This is a genomic window from Acidovorax sp. SUPP1855 (assembly GCF_030158955.1).
In the GTDB taxonomy this organism is placed as follows: Bacteria; Pseudomonadota; Gammaproteobacteria; order Burkholderiales; family Burkholderiaceae_C; genus Paracidovorax.
On sequence record NZ_BQXI01000018.1, the window covers coordinates 26,166 to 38,672 of the forward strand.

11 protein-coding genes are annotated in these 12,507 nt (G+C 71.7%); 7 read left to right on the forward strand and 4 right to left on the reverse strand.

The window, feature by feature from the left end:
- Positions 1–9 precede the first annotated feature (9 nt).
- On the reverse strand, positions 10–936 hold the full coding sequence (locus AVMA1855_RS16110; RefSeq protein WP_284426488.1) for a LysR family transcriptional regulator: 927 nt from the start codon (positions 934–936) through the stop codon (positions 10–12).
- 222 nt (positions 937–1,158) lie between these two features.
- On the opposite strand from AVMA1855_RS16110, the gene AVMA1855_RS16115 reads away from it, so the two are divergent.
- The 4 genes from AVMA1855_RS16115 (at position 1,159) to AVMA1855_RS16130 (ending at position 6,395) form a co-directional block, all read left to right on the forward strand.
- Positions 1,159–2,172, forward strand: a complete 1,014-nt coding sequence (locus tag AVMA1855_RS16115; RefSeq protein ID WP_284426489.1) for a porin — start codon at positions 1,159–1,161, stop codon at positions 2,170–2,172.
- Positions 2,162–3,193: a Bug family tripartite tricarboxylate transporter substrate binding protein gene (locus tag AVMA1855_RS16120; RefSeq protein WP_284426490.1), complete on the forward strand. Its 1,032-nt coding sequence runs from the start codon at positions 2,162–2,164 to the stop codon at positions 3,191–3,193. Before AVMA1855_RS16115 ends, AVMA1855_RS16120 begins: the two co-directional genes overlap by 11 nt.
- 21 nt (positions 3,194–3,214) lie before the next feature.
- Complete coding sequence (locus AVMA1855_RS16125; RefSeq protein ID WP_284426534.1) at positions 3,215–5,131, forward strand: CocE/NonD family hydrolase; 1,917 nt, start codon at positions 3,215–3,217, stop codon at positions 5,129–5,131.
- Positions 5,132–5,399: 268 nt separating this feature from the next.
- Entirely contained in the window at positions 5,400–6,395 is a 996-nt protein-coding gene (locus AVMA1855_RS16130) for an adenylate/guanylate cyclase domain-containing protein (RefSeq protein WP_284426491.1), read from the forward strand.
- 37 nt (positions 6,396–6,432) lie between these two features.
- On the opposite strand, the gene AVMA1855_RS16135 is transcribed toward AVMA1855_RS16130, so the two are convergent.
- Both AVMA1855_RS16135 and AVMA1855_RS16140 read right to left on the reverse strand, forming a co-directional pair.
- Positions 6,433–6,609 carry a hypothetical protein gene (locus tag AVMA1855_RS16135; protein ID WP_284395278.1) on the reverse strand — a complete coding sequence of 59 codons (177 nt, stop codon included), beginning with the start codon at positions 6,607–6,609 and terminating at the stop codon, positions 6,433–6,435.
- A 627-nt stretch (positions 6,610–7,236) separates the two neighbouring features.
- A complete protein-coding gene (locus AVMA1855_RS16140; RefSeq protein WP_284426492.1) occupies positions 7,237–7,947 on the reverse strand; it encodes a haloacid dehalogenase type II in 711 nt (236 codons plus the stop codon).
- Between the two features lie 172 nt (positions 7,948–8,119).
- Here AVMA1855_RS16140 and AVMA1855_RS16145 point away from each other — a divergent pair, with 172 nt between their 5' ends.
- On the forward strand, positions 8,120–9,361 hold the full coding sequence (locus tag AVMA1855_RS16145) for an MFS transporter (RefSeq protein ID WP_284426493.1): 1,242 nt from the start codon (positions 8,120–8,122) through the stop codon (positions 9,359–9,361).
- An 8-nt stretch (positions 9,362–9,369) separates the two neighbouring features.
- On the opposite strand, the gene AVMA1855_RS16150 is transcribed toward AVMA1855_RS16145, so the two are convergent.
- A complete protein-coding gene (locus AVMA1855_RS16150) occupies positions 9,370–10,215 on the reverse strand; it encodes a phosphatase PAP2 family protein (RefSeq protein WP_284426494.1) in 846 nt (281 codons plus the stop codon).
- Positions 10,216–10,568: 353 nt separating this feature from the next.
- On the opposite strand from AVMA1855_RS16150, the gene AVMA1855_RS16155 reads away from it, so the two are divergent.
- Both AVMA1855_RS16155 and AVMA1855_RS16160 read left to right on the forward strand, forming a co-directional pair.
- Positions 10,569–11,657 (forward strand): diacylglycerol/lipid kinase family protein, encoded by a 1,089-nt coding sequence (locus tag AVMA1855_RS16155; RefSeq protein WP_272564678.1) that lies wholly within the window; start codon positions 10,569–10,571, stop codon positions 11,655–11,657.
- A gap of 23 nt (positions 11,658–11,680) precedes the next feature.
- A complete protein-coding gene (locus tag AVMA1855_RS16160; RefSeq protein ID WP_284426495.1) occupies positions 11,681–12,490 on the forward strand; it encodes a metallophosphoesterase family protein in 810 nt (269 codons plus the stop codon).
- Positions 12,491–12,507 lie beyond the last annotated feature (17 nt).

Below are 12,507 nucleotides of genomic sequence, written 5' to 3' on the forward strand. Positions count from 1 at the left end.
ACCCGCGCCCTAGGCCGGCTGCGCCGTGGCCGCCCCGGCATCCCCCGGGGGCGAAACCAGCCCCTCCACCAGGAGCTGCGTGAACGTGTCGTGCAGGGGCGATGCCGCCGCCTGGGCCACCGTGGCGATGCCCAGCTGGTAGGCGATGCGGGGGCGGAACGGGCGCGAGGCGATCGCAGCGTGCGGGCAGTGCTGTGCGAGCAGGGCGTTCACGATGGAAACGCCCAGCCCCTGGGCCACGTGGGCGCAGGCCTCGCTGATGGAGTGCACCTCCAGGGCCACGCGCGGCTGCACCCGCCGCTGGCGAAACGCCATGTCGATGTCGTGGCGTATCTGCCGCTGCCGGCCCAGCAGGATCAGGCTGGCGTCGATCAGGTCGGTGGCGCCGACCTCGTTCAGGTTTTCCAGCGGGTGGCCCTTGGGCATGATGCACACGGCCTCGGAGTCGAGGCGGGCGCGGGTGGCGAGCCCGGGCATTTCCATGGGCAGCCGCACCAGCCCGATGTCCGCGTCGCGGCTGAGCAGTGCGCGCTCCGCGTCGTTGTACGAGCCCGACAGCACTTCCAGCACCACATCGGGATGGGCCTGCATGAAGCGCCGGGCCAGCACGGGCATGAGCGTGGTCGCCAGGGTGCTGGGCACGGCCACCTTGAGCAGCCGGCGCTTGAAGCCGCCCAGGCGCAACTGCTCGGCATGGCGGCGAAAGCACTGGGCCGAATCCATCAGGCCCTGGGCGTCGTGCAGCAGCGCGTGGGCTTCGGCGGTGGGGCTCAGGCGGCCTTTCTCGCGCACGAACAGGCGCAGGGCCAAGTCCTCCTCCAGCTGGGCCAGCAGCCGGCTGATGGCGGGCTGCGACAGGCCCAGGCGCTCGGCCGCGCCGGTGGTGGAGCCGCTGAGCATGATGGCGTGGAAGGCTTCGAGTTGCTTGAAGTTCATGGGCATGGACGGTGCGCCGGCCCCCGGGATGCGCGCGCCAGCCAACGGGCGCGTGGGGCCGTCCCGCATCTTTGCACCGGTCGCGGCGCGGCGCAAACATGCGACCGGATGCATAGGGTCATCCGCCTTTGTCATAGCGTTGTGGCGAAGGACCCCGCTCCACAGAATCAGCAGCGTCATCCGCCAACACCGGCACGACGCCACCCCAAGGAGCAAGACGTTATGAGGCCCCCATTTCCCTTCGCACTGGCTGCCAGCGGCCTGTTCTTATCGGCCGCGCCGCCCGCTTGGGCGCAGGACCTGCAGGCGTACGGCCAGGTGCGACTGAGCATCAACCATGTCAAGACCGGCAATGCGGGCTCGGTGACGGAGGAGCGCGACAACGCGTCGCGCCTGGGCTTTCGGGGCAAGGAGGACCTGGGCGACGGCATGGCCGCCCTGTTCGGCGTGGAGATGGGGCTGGACGCGGACACCGGAGCCGCCACCACGCCCGCCTACCGCAACAGCTACGTGGCAGTGCGCGGCAGCGCGGGGACGGTGGCGCTGGGCCGGCTGGATTCCGCCAATCCGACCGGATCGCCCCTGTATTCGCAGGTCACGCGCATCACCTCGTTCGCCGCCAACGACGCCGGGGCCACGGCCATCGGCACGTCCATTCTTAATGCACGCAACCGTACCTCCAACGCGGTGGGCTACCAGAGCCCCACCTGGGGCGGCGTCAACGTGCGGGCCCGCTACTACCTGCGCGGCGACACCCGGACGCCCGATCAGGAAAACGGCGCCAAGTCGCTCGACCTGGGGCTGAACTACGCGGCCGGGCCCTGGTCGGCGGGCATCGGCTACGGCCGGGACACGCGCCCGGGCGGCCTGCTGGCCAACGAGTTTTCGAGCAAGTGGCAGGTGGGGGTGCGCTACGACTTCGGTGCCATCGAGCCCTATGTGCTGCTGGGCCGCGATGCGTATGCGAAGGCCTCGGCCACCGCGCGCACCGATGTCGATTACTGGCTGGTGGGCAGCCGGTTCTCCGCCGGCCCGCACGCGCTGGTGGTCAACGTGATGCAGCGGGACGTGCAGGCCTCCGTGCGAGGCCTTCGCAAGCGCCAGCAGGTGGCGTATACGTATGCGCTGTCCAAGCGCACGGAGTTGCAGGCGTTCTTCGACCGCGACGGAATCGATTCGAGCCGCAGCAATGTGGCGGTACGCGCCGTGGGCGCAGGAGTGCGACATGATTTCTAAGGCCAGCTGTGCGGCCCTGCGGGCCTTCCTTTCGCGCCCCGTTTCCGGGCACCGGGCCCGGCCGTTGCTGGCGGCCGGTCTGGCGGGCCTGGCCCTGTGGGGGGCGGGCGCCCATGCGGCGCCGGCCGCCGAGTTTCCCGACAAGCCGGTGCGCATCGTGATTCCGTTCCCGGCGGGTGCCGCGGCCGACACGGCCATGCGGGTGGTGGCACGCAAGATGTCGGAGCAGTGGCGCCAGCCGGTCATCATCGACAACCGGCCCGGGGCGGCCGGCTTCCAGGCGGTCGCATCGGCACCGCCCGACGGCCACACGCTGCTGATGGGGGCGGGCTCGGGCATGGTGACGGCACCGCTGCTGTCCAGCAAGCTCACGTACAACCCGTCGCGCGACTTCGTGCCCGTGGGGCGGGTGGTGGTCAACGTGCCCATCCTCACCACGCACCCGAGCCTCAAGGTCCGCACGGTGCAGGAACTCATCGCGCTGGCCCGCAAGGACCCCGGCGCGCTCAACTACAGCACCAGCGGCAACGGCAGCCCGGGGCACCTGTCGATGGAGTTGTTCCAGGCCGCCACGGGCACGCGCATGGTGCAGATCCCGTACAAGGGGGGTGGCCCGGCGGTGAACGAGCTGGCGGGCGGGTACGTGCAGCTGGGCATCAACGCCGTTCCCAGCGTGGCGGCGCAGATCAAGGCCGGCAAGCTCGTGCCGCTGGCGGTGGCCAGCGCCAAGCGTTCGCGCGCCTTCCCCGAAGTGCCGACCATGGCCGAGGCCGGTTTGAAGAACTTCGAATACGACATCTGGTATGCGCTGTTCGCCCCCGCGGGCACGCCGGCGGACCGGGTGCAGAACATCAGCAAGGTGCTCGGCGCAGCGCTGAATGACGCCGAGGTGACCGCCCTGCTCGTGGCGCAGGGGGCCGAGCCCGCACCCACCACGCCGCAGGAGCTGGCGCGCTTCATGCAGGAAGACACGGCCCGCTGGGCCAGGCTGGTCAAGGACCGCAACCTCAAACTCGACTGAGGCGAGCCGTCCATGAACACGATGACGATTCCGTCGGCGGACGCCGCCGCCAGCGCCACCACCACTACCGCCGCAGCCAGCGGCGTGACCCGGCACACCTGCTGGGTCCCCATGCGCGACGGGGTGCGCCTGGCCACCGACGTGTACCTGCCGGCCCCCGGCGCCGGCCCGCTGCCGGTGTTGCTGGAGCGCACGCCCTACGGCAAGGATGCCGAAACCCGGCGCGAGCGCACGGCGGCCGACCCCCGGCCGATGCGGCGCGGCGAAGTGGCCGAGCGGTTCGCACGGGAGGGCTACGCGGTGGTGGTGCAGGACTGCCGCGGCCGCTTTGGCTCCGAAGGGCAGTTCACCAAATACCTGGGCGAGGCCCACGACGGCGCCGACACCATGGCGTGGATCACGGCGCAGCCCTGGTGCAACGGCGCGGTGGGCACCTACGGGCTGTCGTATGCCGCCCACACCCAGACCGCGCTGGCCAGCCAGCGGCCGGCGGGGCTCAAGGCGATGTTCCTCGAATGCGGCGGCTTCGCCAACGCCTACCGCGGCGGCATCCGCCATGGGGGCGCGTTCGAGATGAAGCAGGCGGTCTGGGCGCTGCGCAATGCCCTCAGCGGCAGCAACCGCATCGGGGAAGCGGCACGCCAGGCGCTGGAGCAGGCCGACATCGGCGAATGGTTCCTGCGCCTTCCCTGGACGCGGGGCGACTCGCCCCTGCAGTGGGCGCCCGAGTACGAGGACTATCTTTTCGGGCAATGGGAGCGCGGCCGCTTCGACGACCACTGGCGCCAGCCCGAGCTGTATGCGGCAGGGCACTATGGCGCGTTCGAGGGCGTGGCCGTGCTGCTGATGTGCGGCTGGTGGGACCCGTACGCCCAGACCACCACCGACAACTATCTCGGCCTTTCGCAGCGCAAGCACGGCGACGTGCGCATGGTGCTGGGCCCCTGGACCCACGGCGAGCGCAGCGTGCCGTATGCGGGCGACGTGGACTTCGGGCCCGATGCGGTGCTCGACGGCACGCTGGCACCCGACTATGTGCAGATGCGGCTCGCCTGGTTCAACCACTGGCTGCGCGGGCAGCCCCTGCCCGAGGGACAGGCCGGTGCCGTGCGCTACTTCCGCATGGGCGGGGGATCGGGGCGGCGCACGCCCGAAGGCCGGCTCGACCACGGCGGGGCCTGGCGCCGTGCCGCCGACTGGCCCCTGCCGGGCACCACCCTGGCGCCGTGGTACCTCGCGCCGGGCGGGCTGCTGACCCGGGCCATACCGGAGCGCGCGGGTGAGGCGACCTTCCGCTTCGACCCCGCGAACCCGGTGCCCACCATCGGCGGCTCGGTCACCTCCGGGGAGCCCCTGATGGTGGCCGGCGCCTACGACCAGTGCACGCACGGCGGCGTGTTCGGCGCGCGGGCGCCTTTCGGGCCGCTGGCCGGACGGGACGACGTGCTGGTGTTCCAGACGCCGCCGCTCGAGTGCGACGTGGAGGTCACCGGCCCCGTGGTGATCGAGCTGTGGGTTTCGTCCACCGCGCCCGACACCGACTTCACGGCCAAGCTGATCGACCAGTACCCGCCGAGCGAAGACCATCCCGAGGGGTATGCGATGAACCTGACCGACGGCATCCTGCGCTGCCGCTACCGCGACTCGTGGGAGCACCCCGGACTGATGGTGCCTGGCGAGGCCGTGCAGATCACGATCGAGCCCATGCCCACGTCCAACCTGTTTCGCCGGGGCCACCGGATCCGGCTCGACATTTCGAGCAGCAACTTCCCGCGTTTCGACGTCAATCCCAACACCGGTGCGCCCGAGGGGAGCGCGGGGCCCCGGGTGGTGGCGTTCAACACCGTGCACATGGGGCCGGGGCGCGCGTCCCGCGTGGTGTTGCCGATGCAGGCCGTGGGTGGGGCGCCTGCCGCGGGGGCCGGCACGGGCGGATGACGCTGGCCCGGCAGGGGGCGAAGGCGCCATAGGGGAGAATGGCCGCCCGCCTTGACCATGGCAACGCGGGCCCTCTATGCTTGCCGTGCGAGCGCCTGCCGCGCGGCCGGGTGCCCTCCCGCCCTCCCTGCGAAGAAGGCCGGCGCGTCGCCCGCAGTTCCCAAAGGCCACCCCGAAGAGAAAGCACCGCGCCCCCATGTCCTCTTTCCCCCCTGGCGACGCCCCGGCACCCCCCCTCCCGCACCCGCAGACCTCCGTTCCCCCTTCCTTGCCCCCCGCCGCCGGCCCGCACCTGCAGCCGCGCGAGGTGACGCTGCTCAAGATCGGCCTGCGCGACTTCTCCCAGCTGGCCGCCCAGTTGCCGCCCGACCAGTCCCTGGCCTGGGTGGAGCGCATCCTGGCCTGCCTGCACGGCGTGCTGGCCCGCTACGGCGCCGAGGTGGACCACCTCACCGGCGATGCCGGGGCAGTGGTCTTCGGGCTGGCAGCGCCCGCCGAGGCACCGGGCGCCGATCCGGCCAGGAGCGGTGGCCCTGACGACGACGTGCACCGCGCCGCCATGTGCGCCCTGGCCCTGCAGATGGCCACGCGCGATCTCAACGACGCCTTCCTGCAAGACCGCCTGCCGTCCATCTACCTGGGCATCGGCATCGCCTGCGGCCCGGCCCTGGTGGGGGGCTTCGGCGGTGCGCCGGGCGTGCGCCAGTCGCCCGTGCTGCTGGGCGACGTGGTGGTCGAGGCCCAGCAGCTGCGCACCTTCGCCCTGCGCGGGCAGGTGCTGGTCAGCGAGTCCGTGTACCAGCGCTGCTGGAGCATGGCCTCGGTGGCCCCGCCCATGCAGGTCTTCGTGAAGGGGCGCGACGAGCCGCTGTCCATGCGCGAACTGGTGGCGGTGCCCAGCCGCAAGCTCAAGGTGCCGCGCCAGGAGTTCCGCCGCAGCCACCGCGTGGAGGCGCGCCTGCCGTGCAGCTGGCAACTGGTGCAGGACGGCATGGTCATGCCCCATGCCGTGCCTGGCATCCTGCGCGACATGGGCTACCACGGCGCGCTGCTGGAGCTGAACGGCACCGTGCCGCTGCATGGCGAGCTGCGCCTGGCCTTCGACCTGCCGCTGGTGCACTACCCGGCCCGGGACGTGTACGCCCGCGTGGTCACCCTCAAGCCGGTGGGCGATCAGGTGCTGGCGGGGGTGGAGTTCACCGCGACCAGCGCGGAGTTCGATGCGCGCGTGCGGCGGTTCGTGCAGGGGATGGTGGCGGGTTGAGCATTCGGTAATCCCGAAGAGGCTGCGGCCTGGCGATTCATCCGCCGTCTTTGTCTTGGTCCAAAAGGTGGCCGAAGCTCTGCGAAAGAAGATAAGGAACCATGGACCCCGCCACCCACCACCAACTCGATTGCCAGTAGGCGATGGCCCAGCAGGCCCAGGCAAACCAGATTGTTGCCGTTTGAAGATAGTCGGAGGGTTTCCGTTTGCTCATCGGATGACCTTAAGCCGTTGAGTCCCCATCTCACCTACACCAGGTAAGGGAGGATACGTGCCGTGCCCGCTGGCGTGGCCAGCATGATCGGAACCCGGGCCTGCGCTGCCACGATCAGATTGATGGGCGCCCGATGCGCGCCATATAGACACCTGGGCCATAGATGCCATGACGGGGGAAAGCGCTGGCTCGGATCACTGCGGTGCGCGCTATCCCTGCAGCACCGGCTGTCGTAGTGAAGTGAATCAGGTTCTTGGGCAGAGCGGCGAAGCCATAACCTGCCGTTCCGAGCGTGAGTGCGGTGGTTGGTGCTATTTCGGGTGTCCATAGCACCGCGACGGCGCCGGGGACGTGTGCCAATGGAGCCCAAGGGCTCTGGAGTTCACCGCGATGTCGGCCCCATACTGCGCCGCGTTGTCACCGGCCAGCGTCGAGGCCCGGTACAACTGCTGGAGTTGGAGGATGAACCGGCGCATCGGGCCTGGATCGGATATTTCGACGGGCTTGCTGCAGCCGTCGCGTCGACACATCAACGTTTGTTCGGTCATCCATCCCTCGGCACTGTGGTTATACGGCGAGCTTACCTGCCGCCGTCCCCCGTGAGATGCTGGCGCCTCGCGTGCCGGCTTACGCGCCCAGTCGCTCCGCCAGCCCCACCAGACTCTCCGCATGCCAGTCGTTTCCCGCCTGCGGTGACACGTCCTTCGGTCTCGCCCTGCCGAACTCCCACGGCCGCTCGATGTAGGCCGTCCGCAGCCCGCATTCCCGCGCCGCCCCCAGGTCCTCGTGGTGGGCCGCCACCATCATCACCTGCCCCGGCGCCAGGTCGAACGTGCGGGCCACGCCCTGGTACACCGAGGGATCGGGCTTGTACGCGCGGAACACCTCGGCGCTCAGGATGCAGTCCCAGGGCAGGCCGGCGCGCTTGGCCATGTTCGTCAGCAGGCCGATGTTGCCGTTGGAGAGTGTGGTGATCGTGTAGCGGCGCTTCAGGCGCTGCAGGCCCTCCACGCTGTCGGGCCAGGGGTCGAGCCGGTGCCACACGCGGTTCAGGTGCTGGCGCTCGGGCTCGGTCAGGTGCTGCAGGCCAAAGCGGGGCAGCAGGCCGTCCAGGATCAGGCGGTGCAGTTCGTCGATGCGGGTCCAGCCCAGTTCGCCGCTGCGCACGCGCTGCATGGCGGGCTGGTAGCCCTCGCGCCAGGCCAGCGCGAAGGCGTCGGCGTCCACCTGCGGATAGAGGGCCTGCACCTCGCGCACGATGCTTCCGTGCCAGTCCACCACGGTGCCGAAGATGTCGAATGCCAGCACGCGCACGCCGTGCCAGGGTTGGTCGTTCATGGGGGCTCCTTGGAGGGGATGGATGCGAGGTGGCTCACCCGAGGGGCAGGCCGATGCAGCCCCAGCATAGCGGGGCGTTCTGCGATGTCCCCCGGCCTGCGGAGCGCGGCGGAGCGTGATATGGTCTCCGGCCTGCGGGTTAACCCTGATTCGCCCCGCCGGCCATTGCTTCATGACCACGCCTTCCATCCCTTCCCCATCCCCCGACGCCCTGGCGGCCACGCCTTCTCCCGCCGCCCCCGCCAGGGACGACCGCACGCTGCTGCGCGCCGTGCTGGCGCTGGGCCTGGGCGGGTTTTCCATCGGCACCGGCGAGTTCGTCATCATGGGCCTGCTGCCCGAGGTGGCGCGCGACATCGGCGTGAGCATTCCGCAGGCGGGCCATGTCATCAGCGCCTATGCGCTGGGCGTGGTGATCGGCGCGCCGGTGCTGGCCGTGCTGGCGGCGGGCTGGGGCCGGCGGGCGTTGCTGATCGCGTTGATGGGGGTGTATGCGCTGGGCAATTTCGCCTCGGCGATGGCGCCCGGGTATCTGTCGCTGAACGTGCTGCGCTTCGTGACGGGGCTGCCGCACGGCACGTATTTCGGCGTCGCGGCGCTGGTGGCGGCGTCGCTCGCGCCACCGGGACGGCGCGCCCACGCGGTGGGGCTGGTGATGCTCGGGCTGACCGGGGCCACCCTGCTGGGGGTGCCGATCGCGGCGTGGCTGGGGCAGGTGTTCGGCTGGCGCGCGGCGTTCGTCTTCGTGGGGCTGATCGCGGTGGCCGCCATGGCCATGGTGCGCCGGGGCGTGCCCTACCAGCCGCCGGCCGAAGGCGCCAGCCCCTGGCGCGAGTTGGGCGCCCTGCGGCGCAAGCAGGTGTGGCTCACGCTGGGCATCGCGGCGATCGGCTTCGGCGGCATGTTCTCGGTGTTCAGCTACATCAAGCCCACGCTGACCGAGGTCGCCGGGTTGCCGCTGGCCGGTGTGCCGCTGGTGCTGGCGCTGTTCGGCGCAGGCATGGTGGCGGGCAACCTGGTGGGCGCCCGCCTGGCGGACAAATCGTTGATGCGCACGATCGGCGGGCTGCTGCTGTGGTCCATCGTGGTGCTGGGCGGCTTCGTGTTCGCGGCGCACCATGTGGTGACGGCGGCCGCGGCGACGTTCCTGCTGGGCACGATCGTCGCCATCGGCCCGGCGCTGCAGATCCGGCTGATGGACGTGGCCGGCGAGGCGCAGACCCTGGCCGCGGCCCTCAACCACTCGGCCTTCAATTGCGCCAACGCGCTGGGAGCCTGGCTGGGCGGCGTGGCGATCACGGCCGGGCTGGGCTGGACCTCCACCGGCTGGGTGGGCGTGCTGCTGGCGCTGGGCGGGCTGGCGGTGTTAGGCTGGTCTCTGGCGGCGGACCGCGCGGGGCGTGCGGCGGGCTGAACACGTTCTCAGGCCACGGGCGTGGCGCGGGAGCGCCGCCAGTGGCCGATGCCCGACATCACCATCACGCAGCACACGAGCCACGCCCCGCCGGTGAGCCATCCGGCGAGCACGTCGCTGGCAAAGTGCATCTGCAGCACCACGCGGCTCCAGCCCACGGTGAACACGGTGGCCACCGCCAGCAGCACGGCCGGCAGGTGCCAGCGCGCGGGCAGCAGGCGCAGCGCCAGATAGGCCAGCATGCCGTAGGCCACCAGCGAGCTGCTGCTGTGCCCGCTCGGAAAGCTGAAGCCGTCGGCCACGGCGATCTCGTGCGTGTGCACCGGCCGCACGCGTTCGAAGGTGTGCTTGAAGCCGCGCGTGAGCAGCCCGTTGCCGGCCAGTGCCGCCGTCCAGCCCAGGGCCAGCAGGCGGTAGCGGCGCAGCCAGAGGGCGGCGGCCACCGCCACGGCCAGCACCGTCAGCACGGCGGTGTCGCCGGCGTGGGTCAGGTTCGCGAACAGGGTGAGCGTGGCCACGCTGGCGGTGGCGCGCAGCGTGGCGGCCAGGGTGTCGTCGAACAGGGCCCACGCGGTGGGCGCGGCCCATTCCTCGGCGATGGCGTCCAGCGCCTGCGCGCACGCCAGCAGCAGCAGGGCAGCCACGCACAGGGTGGCCAGCAGCCGCGCGCCGGCGTTTTGCGGCGCGCCCCAGCGCTCGGCCCAGGGGGCGACCCACCGGGCCCCGTGGGTGTGCAGCGGCCCGTTGGCCGCCCAGGCCGCAATGGCGGCCACCAGCGCGATGACCAGGCCCCCGGTCCAGACGGTCAGGGGGTGCGATCCGGCCCACAGGGCCATGGCCTGGACGTCCATCATGCGCGGGCCTCCGGCGGGGCGGGCCGCGGGTTCGGGCGTGGCTGCGCAGGGCGGGCAGGGCAGGGATGGCGGCGGGGCAGTGGCATGGATCGCGCAGCAAGGGAGTGGATCAGGGCGGCAATGGTGGCAGGCGCGTGGCGGGCGGCCAATCCCATTTCCTGGCGATCCGTCGGGGTTTGCGGGCGGCGCCGAGGCGTGTCGGCCATGGCTGACAAGGGGTGCGCCTGCCTGCCGATGCCCCCTTGCCCGGGCCGTGTGCAGAATCGGGCGTCCCGCGGTGCGGGCACCGCCCCCCGAGCCCGATCGGATCCAGCCCTGCGCAGGGTGATACTCCCCTCGAAAGCCTTCCCGACATGCCATCCAACGACCTGCCAGCGTCCATGCCAAAGGGCCGTGGCCCGATCCATCTGGTGGTGCCCCACCGGCCCGGTGCCGACCATGGCCAGCTGCGAGCCCGCCTCGAGGGCCTGGCGCCCCTGCAAAGCAACGCCGTGCAATGGCACGTGCCCGCGCAGCGCGCCGGCATCGTCCAGGCGGCCGAAGAGGCCGCGCTCGCCGCCCAGGCCGACGGCGGCCTGGTGGTGGCCGCGGGCGGGGACGGCACCATCAACGCGGTGGCCACCGCTGCCTGGAAGCACCAGGTGCGCATGGGCGTCATTCCGGTGGGCACCTTCAACTATTTCGCGCGCGAGCAGAGCCTGTCGCTCGACCCCGAGCAGGCGGCCAACGACATCCTGGCCGCCATGGACTCGGGCGATGCACGGCCGGTGAGCGTGGGCTTCGTCAACGACCGCATGTTCCTCGTCAACGCCAGCGTGGGGCTGTACCCGCGCCTGCTGGAGGAGCGCGAGCTGGCCTCGCGCCGCTTCGGCCGCTCGCGCTGGGTGGCCATCGTGTCGGCGGTGTGGAGCTTCTTCCGTCCTGCCTCGGCGCGCCGCTGGCGCGTGGCGCTGCGCCAGCACCGGGTGGCCGATCCCACGCGCGAAGAGTTCTTCGCCTCCACGTTGTTCGTCGGCAACAACCCCCTGCAACTGGAACGCCTGGGCATTCCGCAGGCCCAGGACGTGGCCGACGGCGACCGCCTGGCGGTGCTGCTGCTCAAGCCCCAGAGCCGCGCTGCCACCGCGCGCACCGTGTGGAATGCCGCCGTGGGCCAACTGGCGCGCGACGAGGCCGTCATCAGCCTGGCCTGCGCTGAGATGGTGGTGGAGCCCACTTGGCGGCCGCACCGCGTGAAGGTGGCCTTCGACGGCGAGCGCGAATGGATGGCGCCGCCGCTGCGTTTTCGGGTGGAAGAGCGCCCGCTGTGGCTGGTGGCCCCCACCGCCACGGCGCGCGACGACGATCCCGCCGCCGAGGGTGCCGTGCCCGTGGCCGCTCCGCCCCCCACCGCCGTCCCGGAAGGCGCCCCGGTGGCCGTGCCCGGCCTGGCGACCGGCTGAGCCGCCCGCCCCGAAGGCCGCCCATGAGGGTTCTCATGCACCTGTCGGACCTGCACTTCGGTGCGCACGATCCGCGCGTGTGCGCGGCGGTGGCGCGTCTGGTCAAGACGCTGGACGTATCGCTGCTGGTGGTGTCGGGCGATCTCACGCAGCGCGCCACGGCCGAGCAGTTCGCGCAGGCGCACGCGTTCATCGCCGGGCTGGGCGTGCCGCGCCTGCTGGTCATGCCCGGCAACCACGACGTGCCGCTGTTCGCCTGGTGGGAACGGCTGGGCCGGGCCTACCGCCGCTACGAGCGCTGGTGGGGGCGCGACCTGGAGCCGGTGTGCGACGTGGACGGCTTCCTGGCCGTGGGGGTCAACACCACGCGCCCCTGGCGGCACGAGCGCGGCAGCCTGTCGCATGCCCAGATCGACGCGGTGGCGCAGCGCCTGGCCGCGGCCCCGCGCGACCGGTGGCGCATCGTGGTCACGCACCACCCGCTGGTGGTGCACCCCACGAGCGACACCGAGCACCGGCCCCACCGCGCGGGCGAGGCCCTGGCGCGCTGGCGGGAGGCGGGTGCACAGCTGCTGCTGTCCGGCCATGCGCACGAACCGGGCCTGGCCGAGGTGCTGCCCGGCCTGTGGGCGGCCCGGGCGGGCACGGCCGTGTCGGTGCGCCTGCGCGCCCATGCGCCCAACAGCCTGGTGACGCTGGAGCACCCGGCGCCCGTGCGGTCCGGCACCGAGGCGCTGCCCGCGCGCCACCGGCTGACGCGCTGGGACTACGACGCGCGGCTGCAGGCTTTTTTGCCACTGCCGCCCCGGGACCTCGGGAGCGCCGCAACGTAGCGCCGGCATGGCAAGAT